Consider the following 18,552-nt stretch of genomic DNA (forward strand, 5'->3'; position numbering starts at 1 on the left):
TTCTACCCGACAAGGAGCTAAATGTTCACAAAATATAGTCCCAGATCGCTCGGGGTGCGGACGTTGGCGGTGCTGGGGCTGCTGCTGGCGGCGTCCGCGGTGACGGTCGTCCGGCCGGCGCCCGTGTCCGCGGACGCGGCCGGGCTGGGCGGCGACTACGTCGCGCTGCCCGGCAACGCCGCGAGCGGCAACCGTTGACGGGCCTGGCCGCGGCGACCGGTCGGAACCTGTCGACGTCGGCGCCGATCGGGGGCGGCGTCTTCGCCCCGCACACCCTTCCGGCCCCGCCGGCGTAGCGCACGCACCGGGTGGGCGCGGCGTCGTCGCGCCCACCCGGTCGGCGTGGGCCGAGGTACGGGCCGGAGTACGGGATGTGCGGCGTCGTCGCCGTCCCACCGGTACTGGTTAGCGTCACCCCGACGCCGTGACACTGCGGCACGGAAGGGGTGGACATGCGACTCACCGCGGGTTTCGGAGTTCCACGTTCGTCGGCCAGCTGCGGCATCGGTGCCAGGAAGTGGGACCTGCTCGCCGTCAGCGAGGCCAGCACCGCCAACTTCTCATCTTGAACAGCCGACCGTCCATCGGGTCGTTGCCGGCACCGTCCATCGGTGACGGGAGACGACCCGCGTCGCCGGCATGATCGAAAGGATCGCTATGAATCGGTCACGATGGCGTGCCCGGCTGGCCGCCGCGCAGGTCGCGGCGCTGGCAGCGACGCTGCTGGCGGTGGCCCAACCGGCACCCGCGCGGGCTGCCGACACCGTGAGCTGCGTCGCCCAGACGTCGGTCTTCGCCGCCGCCGCCAGCGGCACGATCTATCGCTACCCCCTCAACGCGCCCGGCAGCGCGAACTCCACCTGGTCGACCGCCGTCTCCGGCGGTACGGGCTGGCAGAACTTCGGCCGGGTCGTCGGCGGCCCGGGTGGCCGGCTCTACGGCATCAACGCCAATGGCCTGTACCGCTACCGCTGGACCAGCAGCGGCTGGGAGTCGATCAACGGCGTCGGCGGTCAGCGGATCAGCACCGGCTTCACCCAGTACGCCACCGCCGGGTTCCGGAACAAGATCACCGTCGACGAGCGGGGCGACTTCTACCTCGTCGACGGCGAGGGAAGGCTGCGCGTCCACCGGTACGACGAGGCTACGGGCAAGTGGCTCTTCTCGAACCGGCTGCTCGACACCGGCTGGGGTCGTTTCGACCTTGTCGTCGCCGCCGGCCCGGGTGTGCTGTACGCCCGGGACGCCACCGACGGCCGGCTCTTCCGCTCCCGCTACGAGCCGGACAGCCAGCGTTGGCTCGAGTACCAGGAGTCCCTCGGCATTGGCTGGAACGCCTTCACCAGGGGCATCTTCTCGGCCGGCGGCGACACCCTGTTCGGCATCGACAACGGCGGGACCCTGACGCAGTACCGCTTCCGCGAGGACAACCGCACCTGGGCGATCACGCAGCGGATCGTCGGCAGCGGCTGGAACGCCTTCAGCAACGTGGCCGCCGTCACCGACGCCTGTAAGCTCACCGCGTCGCACGTGCCGGCCCGGCCGCCCGTACAGGTGGTCCAGCACGCGCCCGCGGCCGTGACGCAGGCCACCTCCAACAGCATCGAGCTCGCCCACTCCGACAACATCGGCCGGCTGCTGCACGGGCGGATGAACCCGGACAACTTCAGCTCGCTGCAACTCACCGCGGTCTCCGGCAGCGATGGGTTCAGCGGGGTGCCGGCGCTGTCCGAGACCACGCAGAACCTGGTACGGATCACGGCTCGCAACATCAACAGCGATGTCTGGACCCGCACCCAGTCCTCCGTCGGCAGCCCCGGCTGGGGCGGCTGGACCGACCTGGGCGGTCGGATGGCCTCCGGTCCCGCCGTGGTGCGACTGTCCAACGAGCGTGAGGTGGTGTTCGCGGTGGACGCGGGCGGCGCCCTGTGGGCCCGCTGGCAGGACCCGGCGCACCCGGACCTGCTGGCCTGGCGCAAGCTCGGCGGCAGCGGCCTGACCGGCACCCCGCTGGCGGTGCCGCTGGCCGACGCGAGCGCGCTGGTCGTCGTCCTGGACAGCGCCGGCACGCTGCGGGCGGCCCGGTACGCGGGCGGAACGCTGCAGGCGTGGACCAGCCTCGGCGGCAGCGGCTTCACCGGCACCCCGGCCGTGGTGGTGCTGCCCGGCCACCGGATGCGGATCTTCGCCCGGAACAGCGCGGGCCGGATCATGGCCACGGAACGCCGTGTCGACGGCACCTTCACCGGGGCGTGGGCGGCGGTCGGCGGCTCCGGCTCCGTGGTGATGGGTGCGCCGAGCGCGGTGCTGAGCCCGGCCACCGGCCGGATCGGGGTCTTCGCGCGCGGCTCCGACGGCTACATCCACTACTCCGCCGAAACGGCGCAGGGCAGCGGCGCCTGGGGCGCCTGGATCCCGGCCCAGGACGCGTTCGAGACCTACGCCGCCGATCCGACGGCATTCGGATTCATCAACGCCAACGGTCCGAACGTGGCCTACCTGACCCGGACCGCCGGCGGCACGCTGCGGCTGTACACCGTCCAGGAGGCGCTCGCCCGGGTGGGCGACGCCGATCGGGCGAGCGGGGCCACCGGCTCGACCCCGAGCCCGGTCTTCCTCCGGCAGGAACTCCCCGATCCGCCTGCCCCCCGCTGATCGGAGGCCGGAGAGGGGGCGTGGGCGGCCAGCCAACGACCCCTCTCCGGCGCACGGCGGTCATCGACCGAAGAAGCTCTCGTACATCGGTGAGCGGTAACCCGGCAGCCCCCGCGGGTCCGCCGCCTCGGTGTCCGGCCGGTGCCCGGCCGGCGATCCCCCCTCGGCCGTGGTGGCCGCCACCATCGCGCGGGCGGCGACGGTGCGCAGATAGCGGTCGCCGATCCGGCTGGCGAGGTCGCGGGCCGAGACGGCGTCGTCGAGCGCCCGCCGGGGCCGCCCACCGGCCAGCCGCGTGGCGCACCGGGCCAGCGCGGCCTCGCACTGGGTGGGCAGGTCGCCGGTGGCGGCGGTGCGGGCCATGGCCTCGGTCAGCGTCCGCTCGGCTGCGTCATGGTCGCCGGCCCGGCACTCGAGCTGGCCCAGCATGGTCAGAGCGGCGCCCTCCAGCCCGGTGGCACCGATGCGGCGGGCGACGCGCAGCGCCTCGCGCGCGCCGATGAGCGCCTGCTCCGGCTGCCCGGCATCGAACTGCGCGTCGGCCATGTTGCTCAGGCTGCCGCCGACGTGAAGCGCTGTCCCGTGCTGCCGCCGCAGCGCCAGGGCCTGTTCGTGGCGGCGCAGCGCCCGGACCGGATCGCCGGTGAGGTAGTGCAGGTTGCCCAGCGCGTCGAGGCAGGCTGACAGGCACAGGTGATCCTGGAGATCCTCGGCCACCTTCGCGCTGGCGAGCAGATCCGCCTCGGCGCCGGCCGGGTCACCGTCGGCCTGACGCAGCTTCGCCCGGTAGTAGAGGGTCACCGCGTACTCGGTGTGCAGCGCGAGCGTGGTGGTCAGGGCCAGGCCGCGATCGATCAACGCGAGCGCCTCGGCGGGGTAGCCGCTTCGCCAGAACAACGCGTAGCTCAGCCACGCCAGGCGCACCGCCAGGCGGGCCGGCTCGCCGTCCGTCTCGCTGGCCCGGGCCACCGCCGCCGCGATGTTGGGATGCTCGGTGTCCAACCACCCGCTGACCTCCACCGCGGTCTCCGGCCAGGTCTGCCACGGCCCGACGGGGTCGGGCAGCGGGTCGGTCGGGGTCCAACCGGCATTGGCCAGGGCGGTGGCGCGCTCGGCCGCCACGATGTAGGTCTCGACCAGCCGCCGTAGCGCGGCGGCGCGATCGACACTGCTCTCGTGCGCCTGCGCCTGTTCGTACGCGAGGAGGCGCAGCAGGTCGTGCATCTCGTACCGGCCGGGCTGCCGCGGCTCCAGCAGGCGTTGGTCGGCGAGTGTCTCCACCACCGTGTGCGCCTCCTCGGGCCCCCGGCCGAGCAGGGCCGCGACCGCGCCGACGCTGATCACGGCCAGCGGCACAGCGCCGATGAGCCGGAACGCGCGGGCGCACAGCCGTTCGTGTGCGTCGCCCTCGGACAGCGCCTCGTACGCCAGACGCAGGGTGCGCCGGACGCCGAGGTCGTCGTAGGACAACTCGTCGAGGCGCCGGGCGGGGTCGGCGAGCCGGTCGGCGAACGCCGCCAGTGGCCAGCCGGGCCGGCTCGCCAACCGGGCCGCGGCGACCCGCAGCGCCAACGGCAGGTTGCCGCACAGCAGGGCCAGGCGGTGCGCGGAGGCGGGGTCGGCGGCGATCCGTTCGCCCGCACCGGCTCGGCCCAGCAGGTCGACTGCGTCGGGGACGGGCAGCACGTCGACCGGCAGGTGCCGCCCGCGGGGCAGGGTGGCCAGGTGGCGGCGGCTGGTGATGATGGCGGCACTGGGCGGCCCCGCCGGCAGCAGCGCCGCGACCTGGGCCGCGGTGTGCGCGTTGTCGAGGATCACCAGGATCCGCCGGCCGGCGACGTACCGGCGGTAGGCGGCGGTCGCCTCGGCCTCGTCGACGGGCACCGCGCCGCTGGGCACGCCGAGCGCGCGCAGCAGGCGGCCGAGGGCGTCGATCGGGGGCGCGGCCGGTTCCGCGCCGCGCAGGTCCAGGTAGAGCAAGCCATCGGGGAAGTGCTCGGCGCTCAGGTGGGCCAGGTGCACCGCGAGCGCCGACTTGCCGACCCCGCCCGGACCGTGCAGCGCGATGACAGCCCCGGCGCCGGCCGCCAGTTCCGCCCGGCCGGCTGCGATCTCGGTCGTGCGCCCGACGAAGGGCTCCACCGCCGGCGGCAGGTCGTGGACGGTCGAGCTGGTCGCCCGGGGCGGGCTCACCACCGGGCCGCTCGGATCGCGGTTGTGCAGGATGTCCTCGTGCAGCTGCCGCAACCGCGGCCCCGGGTCCAGCCCGGTCTGCTCGGCCAGGGTCCGCCGGGCAGTGCGAAACGCGTCCAGGGCGCCGGTGACGTCGCCCAGGCGGTACAGGGCCAGCATCAGTTGCTCCCAGGCGTGCTGGCGCTGTGGATGACGCTCGAGCAGGGCGCGCAGCCGCCGTACCGTCTCGCCCGGGGTGCCGAGCTGCAACGTCGCCTCCGCCAGGTCCTCCTCGGCCAGCAGGTACCGCTCGGTCAGCGCGGAGACCCGACCCGCCGTCAGCGCGGACAGCGGCACGTCGGCCAGCGGGTCACCGCGCCACATGTCGACCGCCACGGTCAGTTCGGCCTGCGCCATCGCGGCGTCCCCGACGGCCAGGCAGGCTCGTCCCCGGGCGGCGGCGGCATCGAACCGGTCCACGTCGCGTTCCTGCTGACGTACCCGCAGCAGGTAGCCGCCCGCGTCGGCGACGATCCGCTGTGGCGTGTCGGGGGCGTCCAGGAGGCGGCGAAGGCCGAGCACGTAGGTGCGTAGGTTGGCCAGGGCGGAGGCCGGCGGCTCGTCGCCCCACAGCGCCGCGATCAGCTGGGCCGTCCCGACGACCTCGTTGGGCATCAGCAGCAGGGTGGCCAGCAGCTGCCGCTGTTTTCCGGAGCCGAGCGGGACCGCCTGCTCGGCGGCGCTCTCGACGGTCAACGGGCCGAGCAGGTTGAACCGCATGTGACACGATCACCTTTCGCACCCTGTGGCCCCGACTGCGCAGCGGTCTCGGCGGGCGGTGCGCGGCGCACCGCCCGCCGCTGGACAACCGTACCGCCATATCGCTGCCCAGAGGTTGCTGCCAGCGGGTACTCGGTCGACGGTCCGGCGTGCCAGCGGTGCACCATCGGCGGGAGCGGCGGCCCGTCGTACCACCGGAGGTGCCGTAGCGGCCGGGTATGGGGACAGCCAGATTGAAGTACCGTCTGCACTGTGTTCGATGAAACGCTCCATCCGGCCAGGCACAGCCGCTGATTCGGGTGTCCGAGATGGCCGGTCAGGGAGTCGGCGACGCGCCCGAGCCCGTTTCGGCGCAGCTGCGACGGCTGCGCGAGCAACTCGGTCTCACCCAGCGGGACCTGGCGGTTTCCGCGAACGTCAGCATCGCGGCGATCCGTGATCTGGAACAGGGGCGTACCCGGGTGCCCCGCACCGCCACCCTGCACGCGCTCGCCCACTACCTCGGGGCGGCGGGGGCGGACACCGCCGCCCTGCTGGGCCAGGTGGTGCCGGCGGCGCGGTCGCGGCGGGCGCAGTCCCCACGACCGGCCGGTGCCGGGTCCCTGACCGTGGCGGTGCTCGGCCCGCTGCTCCTTCGGCACGGCAACACCGAGCTGCGGCTCGGTTCGGCGAAACACCGCTGTCTGCTGGCCCGGCTGGCACTGGCCGGGGGCGAGGCGGTGGGGCGCGAGGAGCTGATGGACCTGCTCTGGGGTGAGGCTCGCCCACCGTCCGCGCTGAACATGCTGCACAGCTACATCGGCCGGCTGCGCCGCCTGTGGGGGGCGGAGGGGACAGGCGTTCTGGTTGCCGCCGGCAGCGGATATCGGCTGGCGCTCGACGCCGACCACCTTGACCTGCTGCGCTTCCGTGAGCTGGTCGCCGCAGGCCACACCGCCGACGACCCCGCGCGGGCGCTGGGGCAACTGCTCGCGGCGGCCCGGTTGTGGCGCGGCGAGACCGACGTGGAGCAGCTGCGCGGCATCCCGTTGGTCGCCGCCCTGTTCGAGCAGTACGCGACGCTGCTGTGCCAGGCCGCCGCGCTCGGCCGCCAACTGGGCGAGCAGGAGCAGGTGTTGCCGCTGCTGCGAGAGCTGGCGGAGCGGCTGGAACTGCACGAGCCACTGCACGCCGAACTGATCATGGCGGCGGTGGCGTCCGGACGGCAGGCCGAGGCGTTGGCCGCGTACGACCGGGTCCGCCGGGCACTGATCGAACAGCTCGGCGTCGACCCGGGGCCGCAGCTCCGCCACGCGTACGAGGCGGTGCTTCGGCAGCAGTGGCCGCCGACCGTCGCCCCGTCGCCCCGGACGACCTTGATCCGGCAGGTGCCGGCGGGGCCGTCCGATTTCGTCGGCCGCGAGCGGGAACTGGATCGGATCGGCGCTGAGCTGGTCCGACCCGTCCCGGCGTCGATGCGGGTCGTGCTGATCAGCGGCTCGGCCGGGGTCGGCAAGACAGCGCTTGCCCTGACCCTGGCGCATCGGCTGCGGGACGAGTATCCGGACGGTCAGTTGTACGCCGACCTGGGCAGCGGTCCCAGCGGGCGGGCGACCCCGATGGGGGTGCTGGGACGCTTCCTGCGCGCGCTCGGGGTGCCGGCCGGCCGGATAGGGCCGGACGAGGAGGAGGCGTCGGCGCTGCTGCGCAGCACCCTGGCCGACCGCCGGATGCTGCTGGTGTTGGACAACGCCCGCGACGCGGCGCAGGTGCGGGCGCTCCTGCCGGGCCCGGGCGGCAGCGACGCGCTGGTGACCAGCCGGCGCAGGCTGCCCGACCTGTCGCCCTGGCTGGTCGTCGACCTGGCGACCCTGTCCACCGTGGACGCCGTCCGGCTGATGGATTCGACCGTGGGCGCGGGTCGGGTTTCGGCCGATCCGGAGTCCGCCCGCGAGCTGGCGGCCGCCTGCGGGCAGTTGCCGCTGGCGCTGCGCATCGCCGCCGGAAGGCTGGCCAGCCGACCGGCCTGGACCACGTCGGAGCTGGCCCACCGCCTGCGCGACGAGAACCACCGGCTGACCCAGCTGAGCGCGGGCGACACCAGCGTGCTGGCCAGCTTCCAGCTCAGCTACCAGGACCTGAGCGAGCCGATCCGCCGGGCGTTCCGGCTGTGTGCGCTGCATCCCGGGGACGACTTCGGCGTCGAAGCCACCGCGGAGCTGCTCGGCGTGGGCCAGGGGGAGGCTGACCTGGTGCTGGGCGAGCTGCTGGACGCCAACATGCTGCTGCAGTACACCGCCGAGCGATTCCGCTTCCATGACCTGCTCGGGCTGTACGCGGCGCGGCTGGTGGACGAGGAGGACCCGGCCGACGCCGAGGCCGCCCGGAACCGACTGCACGCCTGGTCGCTGCGGACGGCCACGGAGGCGGTCGAACTGCTCAACCCGGGCATGGTGCGGCTGGTCACCAGTTCCGGCGGCGGGCCCTTCGCCGACCAGGAGGCGGCGCTGCGCTGGTTGGATGCGGAGGCCGGGGCGCTGTTGGCGCTGGTCGAGCGGGCGGCGGACAGCGCTCGGCCGCAACTGAGCTGGCTGCTGGCCGACCAGCTACGCGGGTACTTCCTGATCCGCCGACACGTCGACCGCTGGCTGCGTACCGCCGAAGCCGGGCTGCGGGCCGCCAGCGGGGCGGCCGACGGGGCCGGCCGGGCCGCGATGCTGCTCAGCCGCGGGCAGGCGATGTGGGCGCTGGGCCGGCACGCGCAGGCACTGGCCGACTACCGGGCCGGCGAGCGGCTGTCCCGGGGATCGGACTGGCCGGCGGCGGCCCCGTACCTGTGGCACAACATCGGCGTGGTGCGGGCCGAGCAGGGCCGCCTGGACGAGGCGGAACGGGGGTACCGGGAGGCGCTGCGGCTGTGCGGCGACCGCGCCGAGCTGGCGGCGGTGCGGGGGCTGGCGCTCAACGGGCTCGGTGCCATGTATGCCGATCAGGGCCAGCTGGCGGAGGCGGCGGAGTGCCTGCGCGACGCCCTGCGGATCAACGCGGCAGCCGGCCGGACGGCGTCGGTGCTGTCCACCCGGGGCAACCTGGGCATGGTGTTGCGCCAGCTCGGTCAGGAACGCGCGGCCGAGATGCACCTGACGGCCGCGCTGGCCGGCTACCGGCGCCGGTCCAACATGCACGGAGAGCTGTCCACCCTGGACGAGCTGAGTCAGCTCTACGCGCAGCATGGTGATGCGACCCGGGCACTGAGCGCCGCCCAGCAGGGGTACGACCTCGCGGTGATCGTCCGGGACCAGCGGGCGCAGGCTGCGTTGTTGTGCACGATGGGGGAGGCGCGTCGGGCCGGCGGCGACCCCGCCGGGGCGCTGCTCTTCCTGCGGCAGGCGCTCGACATGGCACGCCAGAACGGCTATCCCTACTTCGCCGCGCGCGCACAGGTGGGGCTGGCCGTCGTGCACCTGGGCCTGGGAGCGCACGGGCTCGCCCGGGGCTGCGCGACGGAGGCCCGTGAGCTGGCGACGGCGCACGACTTCCGGATGGTCGAGGCGGATGCGCTGGCGGCGCTCGCCCGCTGCCTGGCCGCCACCGACGCCGACGAGGCGCCGGCGACGGTCGCGGCGGCCGTCGCCGCGTACCGCGCAGTCGGCGCGCAGGTGCTGGCCGACCGCCTCCGGGATCTGCTGACGGCAGGCCGCTGACCGTCGTGCCCGGCCCGCCGGAGCGGCGGAACGTCTCTCGGCGGCGTAGCCGAGGGCGGCTCCGGCCGGGCCTGTGAGGGGCCTGTATCGACCTTGTACGGAGCCTGTATCCACCTGCGGCGATGTCGCGATAGCTTCTGCCTGCCCACCTCAGCCTGGGCGGTTGTTCGGGGTAGCTGTCGTCCGATGGGGAGCAGAAGCGATGGATCCTGCACCGGTGGCTACCACCGACGCCGTGGCGCGGCACGCCGTGCTGGCGCAGGGGCGGATCGAGGACGTGCTCGAGCGTGTCCGCAGCGAGGTCGAATGGGTGGACGTCACCCTGCTGCGGGAAGGCCTGTCTCCCCGGCTCGGAGGGATCGACGGCATGTACGTCCGGCACCTGGCCGGGCTTACGGAGGAACTGCCGCCGCTGGTGGTGCACCGGGACACGATGCGGGTGATGGACGGGTCGCACCGTCTGGCCGCGGCGCGCGGCCGAGGTCAGCGGCAGGTGCCCGTGGTGTACTTCGAGGGAACCGGCGACGAGGCCTTCGTCGTCGCGGTGCGACTCAACGCGGCCCACGGCAAGACGCTGCGCGCGGGGGACCGCGCGGCGGCGGTGCGGCGCATCCTCGGCACGTATCCCCACTGTTCAGACCGCTGGATCGCCTCGGTGTGCGGGGTCGCGCCGCGCACGGTCGCCGCGTTGCGGCAGGAGTCGGCCGACGGCCGCCAGCGGCTGGACGCCCGGATCGGCCGCGACGGCCGGCGTCACCCGCTCTCCGCCCAGGAGGGTCGCCGCGCGGCCGAGCAGATCATGCGCGAGGAGCCGGGGGCGAGCCTGCGGGTGGTGGCCCGCCGCGCCGGCGTGTCCGTCGGCACCGCGCTGGACGTGCAGCGGCGCCTGCTGGCCGCGAGCCCCGAGGGGGTCCGGCGCACCGACGGCGCGGCGCGGCAGTGGGCCGCGGCGGACGCCGGGCAGCCCGCCGTGCTGAGGATTCGCGAGCAGTTGGAATGGCTGACCCGGGAGCCGGCACTGCGCTACACGGATCAGGGCCGGGCGCTGCTGCGAATGCTGTCAGCCACGCTGGCCTTCCTCGACCGCTCCGGCCCGACGGCGGACGCGCTGCCGGACCACTGCCGGCGCTCGCTGGACGCGGTGGCGCGCGCCTGCGCCGGCGGCTGGCTCGACTTCGCCGATCAGCTCGGCGACGAGGAGGCCCTGCCGCGGGCGGCCTGAACGCCGCAACCGCGCCGCGGTGATCCGTCGCAGGGCGGGCCCGGTCGCCACCTACAGCGGCGGGGTGACGTCCCGGCGCTCCTCGACCCGGCGGTACTCCACCGGCTCGGTGGTGGTGACCACCTCGCGGCGGCGGCCCCAGACCAGCGTGGTCATGACGAGACCGAGCACGCCGGCGGCCATCAGGATCCAGCCGACGACGTCCAGGTTGACGCCGCCGAGGTTGGCGTCGAGCGCGAACGTGAGGATCGCGCCGACCGCGATCAGGAAGATGCTTGTGCCGATACCCACGACAGCCTCCTTCGGGGGATGCAGTGTGCTGTCGATGAAAGGAAGTACCCCGTGGGTGAACCGCGTAATCGGCCGGATCGGTAGGCCCGCGTGGTTCTCCCCCGGCGGTACCTTCCGGTGGCGGTCGGGCGCCGGTGGGCCGGTGCCGCCGGCGATCTTGTCGTCGGGTACAGTTCACCCGTCGCCGAGAGCATCGGCGACACGCGGACGTAGCGCAGCTGGTAGCGCATCACCTTGCCAAGGTGAGGGTCGCGGGTTCGAATCCCGTCGTCCGCTCGCGATCCGCCCCGTCGGGGTCGAACGCCGCCGGCCCCGACATGTTCAGGCCGGGTGCCCGCGGGCGATTGGCGCAGTGGGAGCGCGCTTCCTTGACACGGAAGAGGTCACTGGTTCAAACCCAGTATCGCCCACCAGAACGCACGGTCCTTCCTCCTCCGTCCCGGCCACCCGCCATGAGGGCGGCCGGCCATGTCCAGTTCGGCGGGCGGGTCGGCGTGGGGCGGGACGGTGTCGGGGAGTCCTCGTAGACTCGCCCGATGACTTCCCCCAGCGACACGCTCACCGAGACTCCGTTGGGCGTGCTCCGCCGGGTCTTCGGCTACGACGCCTTCCGCGGCGAGCAGCAGGAGATCATCGACCACGTGGTCGGCGGCGGCGACGCCCTGGTCCTGATGCCGACGGGCGGCGGCAAGTCGCTGTGTTACCAGATCCCCGCGCTGGTGCGCGACGGCGTCGCGGTGGTCGTCTCCCCGCTGATCGCGCTCATGCAGGACCAGGTCGACGCGCTCACCGCCGTCGGGGTGCGGGCCGGCTTCCTCAACTCCACCCTTGATTTCGACGCGCGGCGGCGGGTCGAGGCGGCGTTCCTCGCCGGGGAACTGGACCTGCTCTACCTTGCCCCGGAGGCGCTGGGCAGCCGCGCCACCGTCGGGCTGCTGGAGCGCGGCCGGATCGGGCTGTTCGCCATCGACGAGGCGCACTGCGTGGCGCAGTGGGGCCACGACTTCCGCCCCGACTACCTGGCGCTGTCGATGCTGCACGAGCGCTGGCCCGCCGTGCCCCGGATCGCGCTGACCGCCACGGCCACCGCCGCGACCGCCACCGAGATCGCCAGCCGACTCGGCCTCACCGGGGCCCGGCACTTCGTGGCCAGCTTCGACCGGCCCAACATCCAGTACCGGATCGCCCCCAAGCGCGAGCCCCGCAAGCAACTGCTCGACCTGATCCGCACCGAGCACCCCGGCGACGCCGGCATCGTCTACTGCCTGTCCCGGGCCTCGGTCGACAAGACGGCCGAGCTCCTGGTCGCCAACGGCGTCTCCGCGCTGCCGTACCACGCCGGCCTCGACGCGGCCACCCGCGCCGCGAACCAGAAGCGGTTCCTGCGCGAGGACGGGCTCGTCATGGTCGCCACCATCGCCTTCGGGATGGGCATCGACAAGCCGGACGTGCGGTTCGTCGCCCACCTCGACCTGCCCCGTTCGGTGGAGGGCTACTACCAGGAGACCGGCCGCGCCGGCCGGGACGGCCTGCCGTCGACCGCCTGGCTGGCGTACGGGCTCCAGGACGTCGTGCAGCAGCGCAAGATGATCGACTCCTCGGAGGGCGACCTCGCCCACCGGCGGGTGCTCGCCGCCCACCTCGACGCGATGCTGGCCCTCTGCGAGACCGTGGAGTGCCGCCGGGTGCGGCTGCTGAGCTACTTCGGCCAGGACAGCGGGCCGTGCGGCAACTGCGACACCTGCCTGGAGCCGCCCGAGTCCTGGGACGGCACGGTCGCCGCGCAGAAGCTGCTGTCGACGGTGCTGCGGCTGCACCGGGAACGCAACCAGAAGTTCGGCGCGGGGCAGTGCGTCGACATCCTGCTCGGCCGGCGCACCGAGAAGGTGACCCAGCACCGCCACGACGAGCTGACCGTGTTCGGCATCGGCGAGGAGTTGAGCGAGGCCGAGTGGCGGGGCGTGGTCCGGCAACTGCTCGCCCAGGGCCTGCTCGCCGTCGAGGGCGACTACGGCACCCTGGTCCTCACCGACACCAGCGCCGAGGTGCTGGGCCGGCGCCGGCCGGTGCCGATGCGCCGCGAGGCGGCCAAGCCGGCGCGGACCAGGGCGGCGAAGACCCGCCCCGGCGCTACTCCGGCCGTCAAGCTGTCCCCGGCGGCCGAGCCGGTGTTCGAGCGGCTGCGCGCCTGGCGGGCGGCCACCGCCAAGGAGCAGGGGGTGCCCGCGTACGTGGTGTTCCACGACGCCACGCTGCGTCAGATCGCCGTCGACCCGCCGTCGACGCTCGACGACCTGGCCCGCGTCAACGGGGTGGGGGAGGCCAAGCTCGCCCGGTACGGCGAGCAGATCCTCGTCGCCCTCGCCGGCTGACCTCAGCGAGCGAGCGGGGACGGTGCCGCCGCGCTCCGGCCGCCCGCCCCGGGCACCGGTGGGCCTGGCCCCGCAGCGGGAGGCCGTCCTGCTCGCCGCCGCCCGCTGACCCGCCGTCCGGCGTCGGCCGGCTCAGGCCCGGGCTACCGGCAGGTCGAGCACCTCGTCGATGCTACGGCGGGGGGTCGGGGCGCCCGGCTGGCCGTACCCGATGCGCATCACCATCTGCGGGGTGCCGAACCGGCCCAGGGACAGCCGCAGGGCCTCCCGTGCCCCCGGCACCTCGATCGGCTGGGAGAGCATCGACACGCCCAGCCCGGCGTCGGTGGCGGTGAGCAGCACCCGTTGCAGGGCCTGGCCGGCGATCACCTGGTCGGTGGTGGTGTTGCCCGTCGCGCCGAGCACGGCGACCAACGGCTCCGGCTCGAAGTCCCGCCCCGGGGCCCGGTCGCGCCCGCCGAAGCCGCGACTGGGCAGCAGATCCTGCGGTTCGCCCAGCGGACCGCCGGCGGCGGCCGGAATCCCGTCGGGGGCGGGCGCGGTGCGTACCCAGTCGGCCAGTTCGGCGCGGTAGGCGGGGTCGCGCTCCAGGACCCGGTTGGCGCTGCGGGCGATCTCGGCGAACGCGTTCACGGCGCTCACCCCGATCACCAGCTCCAGCCAGCCCTGCTCGGCCCGGGCCGCCTCGCCGAGCCGCCAGCGGACGTCGGCGGGCACCGGGTCGGGCCAGAACGGGCTGCGGTTGCTGAACCGGTGCGGGATGGCCGCGTACAGGCTCTGCTCGGCCGGGGTGGGGCGGCGTGGCACGTCCGGGGTGAGCCGGGCGAGCACGTCGGTCTCGGTCGGGTACGGGCGCAGCCGGACCTTCGCCGGGGTGCCCGCCACGGCCAGGGACAGCCGCAGGTTGAACAGGGCTGCCCCGCAGGCGATCCGGGCGCCCCAGCCGCTCGGGTCGGTGGCCGGCAGCCGACGCTCCCGGTCCAGCGTCACCTCGATCCCGCCGTCGCGCAGGCGGAACCGCCACGGCTGGGTGTTGAGCAGCGACGGCGCCCGGACGGCGTCCGCCGCGGCGGCCCTGAGCTGCTCGACGGTGAAGTCGGTCTCCATGGTGGTGCTCCTTCCCGTGGCAGTTCCTGCCGTCCCGTTCGATCCACACCCACAGTGCGCGATCGGGGCGGCGTGCGGGCAGGGCCGGATGTCCCCTCTGCCCCGGGCCCCCCTGCCCAGGCGGCCCGCGGTCGGCGTCGGGACCTTCGGCCCGTGCGGGTGGCGGCGCGAGAGGGTAGAAATGGGGGATGATCAGGGTGTTCCTTCTCGACGACCACGAGGTCGTCCGTCGTGGCCTTGCCGACCTGCTCACCAGCAGCGGCGGCATCGAGGTGGTGGGCGAGTCGGGCTCCGCCCAGGAGGCGGCCCGCCGCATTCCCGCGCTGCGGCCCGACGTGGCGATCCTCGACGCCCGGCTGCCCGACGGCAACGGCATCGACGTGTGCCGGGACGTCCGCGCCGTGGACTCGTCGATCAAGGGTCTGATCCTCACCTCGTACGAGGACGACGAGGCGCTGTTCGCGGCGATCATGGCCGGCGCGTCCGGCTACGTGCTGAAGCAGATCCGCGGCACCGACCTGGTCGACGCGGTGCACCGGGTGGCCGCCGGGCAGTCGCTGCTCGATCCGGCGATCACCACCCGGGTGCTGGAACGCATCCGCAGCGGCGTGGAGCAGCCCAACGAGCTGAAGGCCCTCACCGAGCAGGAGCGCCGCATCCTGGAGTACGTCGCCGAGGGGCTGACCAACCGGGAGATCGCCGGCAAGATGTTCCTCGCCGAGAAGACGGTGAAGAACTACGTCTCCAGCGTGCTGGCCAAGCTCGGCCTGGAGCGCCGCACCCAGGCTGCCGTCCTGGCCACCCGCCTGCTGGGCCCCCGCAGCTAGGCGACCGGGCCGCCGGCCGGCCCGAGGCCCTGACCGTGCCGGATCGCGTAGGTCGGTCCGCCGAGAGGGTACGCCCCGGGCGGGCAGGGAAGGCGTGCGCCAGCGTGCGGCCGAGCAACGGACCGCATCATTTGCCGTTCGGCGGTTCCAGTTCCGGCTGGCCTTCCGACTGCCGGGACGCGCCCTTGCCTTTCGACGACTAACTCCCTACTGTCCCGATAGGAAAAACAGGCTTTAGGGAGGGCTCATGGCACCATCGGACGGCCAGACCAGGCGGCAGGTCATCGGCGGCATAGCGGGAGTCGCCGGGGCAGTCGCCGCGTCGGCGCTCACGCCCGAACAAGCGCTCGCGGGCGGGCCCGAGGAGCGGCCGTTCCGCGCCGACACCTTCGGCCAGCGCCCCACGGGGCGGCCGAACGTGCTGGTCATCCTCGGCGACGACCTGGGCTGGGCCGACCTCAGCAGCTACGGATCGCCCGACATCCGAACACCCCACCTGGACCGGCTCGCCCGTGACGGGGTGCGCTTCACCAACGGCTACTCCGCCGCCGCCGTCTGCTCCCCGACCCGCTTCGCCCTCTACACCGGCCGCTACCCCGGGCGGCTGCGCGGCGGGCTGTCCGAGCCCATCGCCCGGGCCCACGAACTGGAGGGCCTGCCCCCGGGGCACCCCACGCTGGCCTCCCTGTTCAAGGGCGCGGGCTACACCACCGCCATGTACGGCAAGTGGCACTGCGGATTCCTGCCCTGGTTCAGCCCGCTGCGGTCGGGCTGGGACGAGTTCTTCGGCAACTTCTCCGGCGGCCTCGACTACTACTCCAAGGTCAGCCACCTGGGCCAGCACGACCTGTACGAGGGTGAGGTGCCGGTGGAGTCCCTGGACTACTACACCGACACGGTCGCCGACCGCGCCGCCGCGTTCGTCCGGCGCCCGCACCGCCGCCCCTGGCTGTTGAACCTGAACTTCACCAGCCCGCACTGGCCCTGGGAGGCCCCCGGCGACCGGGCGGTCAGCGCGGAGTTGACCGCGCGCCTCCGGGCGGGCGAGAGCGGCGCGCTGTTCCACCGCGACGGCGGCTCCCTCGACACGTACCGCAAGATGGTGGAGAACCTCGACCGCGCCGTCGGGCAGGTGTTGACCGCGCTGCGGCAGACCGGCCAGGAGCGGGACACGGTCGTCGTCTTCGCCAGCGACAACGGGGGCGAACGGTTCTCCCACCAGTGGCCGCTGACCGGCGGCAAGGGCGGCCTCGAGGAGGGCGGCATCCGGGTGCCCACCATCCTGCGCTGGCCCGCCCGCGTCCGGCCGGGCCAGGTCAGCCACGAGCCGGTGGTGACCCAGGACTGGACGGCGACCCTGGTCGAGATCGCCGGGGCGCGGCCGGATCCGGGGCACCCCTTCGACGGCGCGAGCCTCGCCGGCTACCTGCTGCGGGGGGAGCCGGCCCCGGAGCGGGCCCTGTTCTGGCGCACCAAGGGGAACCGCGCGCTGCGCCTGGGGCGCTGGAAGTACTTCCGCGGCGCCGGCGGGTCGGACACCCTGTACGACCTCGTCGCCGACCCGCGCGAGCAGGCCAACCGGGCCCGCCAGCAGCCGGACCTGGTCGGGGCGCTGCGCAGCCGCTGGGAGGCGATCGACGCCACCCTGCTGCGCTACCCCTGAACCGACCGGCCTGACCACTCCTCGGCGGGAGCGGGGGCCGGGCCCGGGTTCAGTCGCGGAGCGGGACGGACCAGCGCAGCTCCGTCCCGCTCGGGCTCGCCGGGCGTACCTCGAAGTCGCCGGCGTGCCGCTCGGCGCGCTCACGGAGATTGACCAGGCCGCCCCGGGCGGCGGCCGGGTCGCAGCCCCGGCCGTCGTCGGTGACGGTGACTGTGACCCAGCCGCCGTCGACCGCCACCGCCACCGCGACCCGGCTGGCCTCGGCGTGGCGGACCGCGTTGGACAGCGCCTCGCGCAGCACGGCGGTCAGGTCGGGGCGGATCGGCTCCGGAACGGCGCTGTCGATCGGCCCGGTCAGCTCCAGCGTCGGCCGGAAGCCCAGCGACCCGGCGGCCACGTCGACCGCCTCACGGATCTCGGTGCGCAGCGCCGCGCTCATCGGGGTACGCAGCTCGAAGATGGTCCGCCGGATGTCCCGGATGGTGGCGTCCAGGTCGTCGACGGCCGCGTTGATCCGCTTGGCCACCTCGGGGCGGGTGTTCATCGCGCCGCTCTGCAACTGCAGGCCGGTGGCGAACAGCCGCTGGATCACCACGTCGTGCAGGTCGCGGGCGATGCGCTCGCGGTCCTCCAGGACCACCAGCAGCTCCCGCTCCTCCTGCCCCCGGGCCCGCTCCATGGCCAGCGCGGCCTGCCCGGCGAAGCTGCCCAGCAGCGCCACGTCGTCGTCGGTGGCCCCGCCCCGGTCCGGCCCGTACGCGATCACCAGGACGCCGTGCAGGGTGTCGGCGGCGGTCAGCGGGGACACCACCGCCGGTCCGGTGGTCACCGGGGCCGGCCAGGGCGCCGCCTCGGCCAGGTTCTCCACCAGCTCGTGCCCCCGGCCGGTGACCGACCCGGCGAAGGCGGTCTCGGCGGCCGGCAGCACCGCGCCGACCAGCTCCCGGGCCCGCTCGTCGGCACCGTCGACGACCTCCACGGTGAACTCGCCGGCGTCCTCGTCGTAGAGCAGCACCACGGCCAGCTCCGCCTCGGCGACCTCCCGGGCGCGGCGGGCCACCAGCGTCAGCGCGTCGGTGCGCCGCACCTCGCCGAGCAGCACCGAGGTGATCTCGGCGGCGGCGGCCAGCCAGCGTTCCCGGCGGTGGGCCAGCGCGTACAGCCGGGCGTTCTCGATCGCCACGCCGGCCGCGGCGGCCAGGGCCACCACGATCTCCTCGTCGTCCTCGGTGAACTCGGCGGCGCCCTGCTTCTCGGCCAGGTAGAGGTTGCCGAACACCTGGTCGCGGATGCGCACCGGCACGCCGAGGAAACTGTGCATCGGCGGGTGGTTCGGCGGGAAGCCGTACGACAGCGGGTGCTTGGTGATGTCCGGCATCCGCACCGGGTGCGGGTGGTCGATGAGCAGCCCGAGCACGCCCCGGCCGTGCGGCAGCTCGCCGATGCTCGCGTGCAGCTCGGCGTCGATACCGTGCACGATGAAGTCGTGCAGCAGCCGGTCGGAGCCGATCACCCCGAGCGCGCCGTACCGGGCACCGGCCAGCTCGCAGGCGGACTGCACGATCCGTTGCAGGGTGCTGCGCAGGTCCAGGTCGGTGCCGATGCCGACCACCGCGTCGAGCAGGGCGCGCAGCCGTTCCCGGCTGGTGACCACCTCGCCCACCCGGTCCAGCATTTCCTGGAGCAACTCGTCGAGCCGGACCCGCGACAGCGGGCTCAGCCCCAGAGACGGGGTGACGTGTTCGTGCATCGGGTTCGGTGTGCTGCTGGCCACCGGCCG

At 74.0% G+C, this 18,552-nt stretch carries 11 protein-coding genes and 2 tRNA genes; 9 read left to right on the top strand and 4 right to left on the bottom strand.

Going from position 1 to position 18,552, the window contains the following annotated elements; all coding sequences use genetic code 11:
- Positions 1-21: 21 nt before the first annotated feature.
- Positions 22-198: a hypothetical protein gene (locus ABT023_RS15325; RefSeq protein WP_350885721.1), complete on the top strand. Its 177-nt coding sequence runs from the start codon at positions 22-24 to the stop codon at positions 196-198.
- Positions 199-657: 459 nt separating this feature from the next.
- Positions 658-2,655 (top strand): tachylectin-related carbohydrate-binding protein, encoded by a 1,998-nt coding sequence (locus ABT023_RS15330; protein WP_350885723.1) that lies wholly within the window; start codon positions 658-660, stop codon positions 2,653-2,655.
- Positions 2,656-2,715: 60 nt separating this feature from the next.
- Here the strand turns inward: ABT023_RS15330 and ABT023_RS15335 are convergent, their stop codons facing one another.
- A complete protein-coding gene (locus ABT023_RS15335; RefSeq protein ID WP_350885725.1) occupies positions 2,716-5,607 on the bottom strand; it encodes an AfsR/SARP family transcriptional regulator in 2,892 nt (963 codons plus the stop codon).
- Positions 5,608-5,915: 308 nt separating this feature from the next.
- On the opposite strand from ABT023_RS15335, the gene ABT023_RS15340 reads away from it, so the two are divergent.
- Together ABT023_RS15340 and ABT023_RS15345 are read left to right on the top strand one after the other, a co-directional pair.
- The gene (locus ABT023_RS15340; RefSeq protein WP_350885727.1) at positions 5,916-9,290 is read left to right on the top strand and encodes a BTAD domain-containing putative transcriptional regulator; all 3,375 of its coding nucleotides are present in this window, start codon (positions 5,916-5,918) and stop codon (positions 9,288-9,290) included.
- 217 nt (positions 9,291-9,507) lie between these two features.
- On the top strand, positions 9,508-10,512 hold the full coding sequence (locus tag ABT023_RS15345; RefSeq protein WP_350885729.1) for a ParB/RepB/Spo0J family partition protein: 1,005 nt from the start codon (positions 9,508-9,510) through the stop codon (positions 10,510-10,512).
- A gap of 51 nt (positions 10,513-10,563) precedes the next feature.
- Here the strand turns inward: ABT023_RS15345 and ABT023_RS15350 are convergent, their stop codons facing one another.
- On the bottom strand, positions 10,564-10,803 hold the full coding sequence (locus ABT023_RS15350) for a DUF6458 family protein (RefSeq protein WP_161692301.1): 240 nt from the start codon (positions 10,801-10,803) through the stop codon (positions 10,564-10,566).
- 203 nt (positions 10,804-11,006) lie between these two features.
- Here ABT023_RS15350 and ABT023_RS15355 point away from each other — a divergent pair.
- The 3 genes from ABT023_RS15355 (at position 11,007) to recQ (ending at position 13,175) form a co-directional block, all read left to right on the top strand.
- Positions 11,007-11,079: transfer RNA gene (locus ABT023_RS15355), tRNA-Gly, on the top strand.
- Positions 11,080-11,141: 62 nt separating this feature from the next.
- A tRNA-Val gene (locus ABT023_RS15360) sits at positions 11,142-11,216 on the top strand.
- A 123-nt stretch (positions 11,217-11,339) separates the two neighbouring features.
- The gene (recQ, locus tag ABT023_RS15365; RefSeq protein WP_350885731.1) at positions 11,340-13,175 is read left to right on the top strand and encodes a DNA helicase RecQ; all 1,836 of its coding nucleotides are present in this window, start codon (positions 11,340-11,342) and stop codon (positions 13,173-13,175) included.
- Between the two features lie 132 nt (positions 13,176-13,307).
- Here the strand turns inward: recQ and ABT023_RS15370 are convergent, their stop codons facing one another.
- The gene (locus ABT023_RS15370) at positions 13,308-14,282 is read right to left on the bottom strand and encodes an Acg family FMN-binding oxidoreductase (RefSeq protein ID WP_350885733.1); all 975 of its coding nucleotides are present in this window, start codon (positions 14,280-14,282) and stop codon (positions 13,308-13,310) included.
- Positions 14,283-14,470: 188 nt separating this feature from the next.
- Between ABT023_RS15370 and ABT023_RS15375 the strand changes: the two genes are divergently transcribed.
- On the top strand, positions 14,471-15,109 hold the full coding sequence (locus ABT023_RS15375) for a response regulator (RefSeq protein WP_350885735.1): 639 nt from the start codon (positions 14,471-14,473) through the stop codon (positions 15,107-15,109).
- A 247-nt stretch (positions 15,110-15,356) separates the two neighbouring features.
- Entirely contained in the window at positions 15,357-16,772 is a 1,416-nt protein-coding gene (locus ABT023_RS15380; RefSeq protein WP_350885737.1) for a sulfatase family protein, read from the top strand.
- A 49-nt stretch (positions 16,773-16,821) separates the two neighbouring features.
- On the opposite strand, the gene ABT023_RS15385 is transcribed toward ABT023_RS15380, so the two are convergent.
- Complete coding sequence (locus tag ABT023_RS15385; RefSeq protein WP_350885799.1) at positions 16,822-18,522, bottom strand: sensor histidine kinase; 1,701 nt, start codon at positions 18,520-18,522, stop codon at positions 16,822-16,824.
- Positions 18,523-18,552: the final 30 nt, after the last annotated feature.

This window comes from Micromonospora sp. NPDC002296, from assembly GCF_040296145.1.
Classification (GTDB): domain Bacteria; phylum Actinomycetota; class Actinomycetes; order Mycobacteriales; family Micromonosporaceae; genus Micromonospora.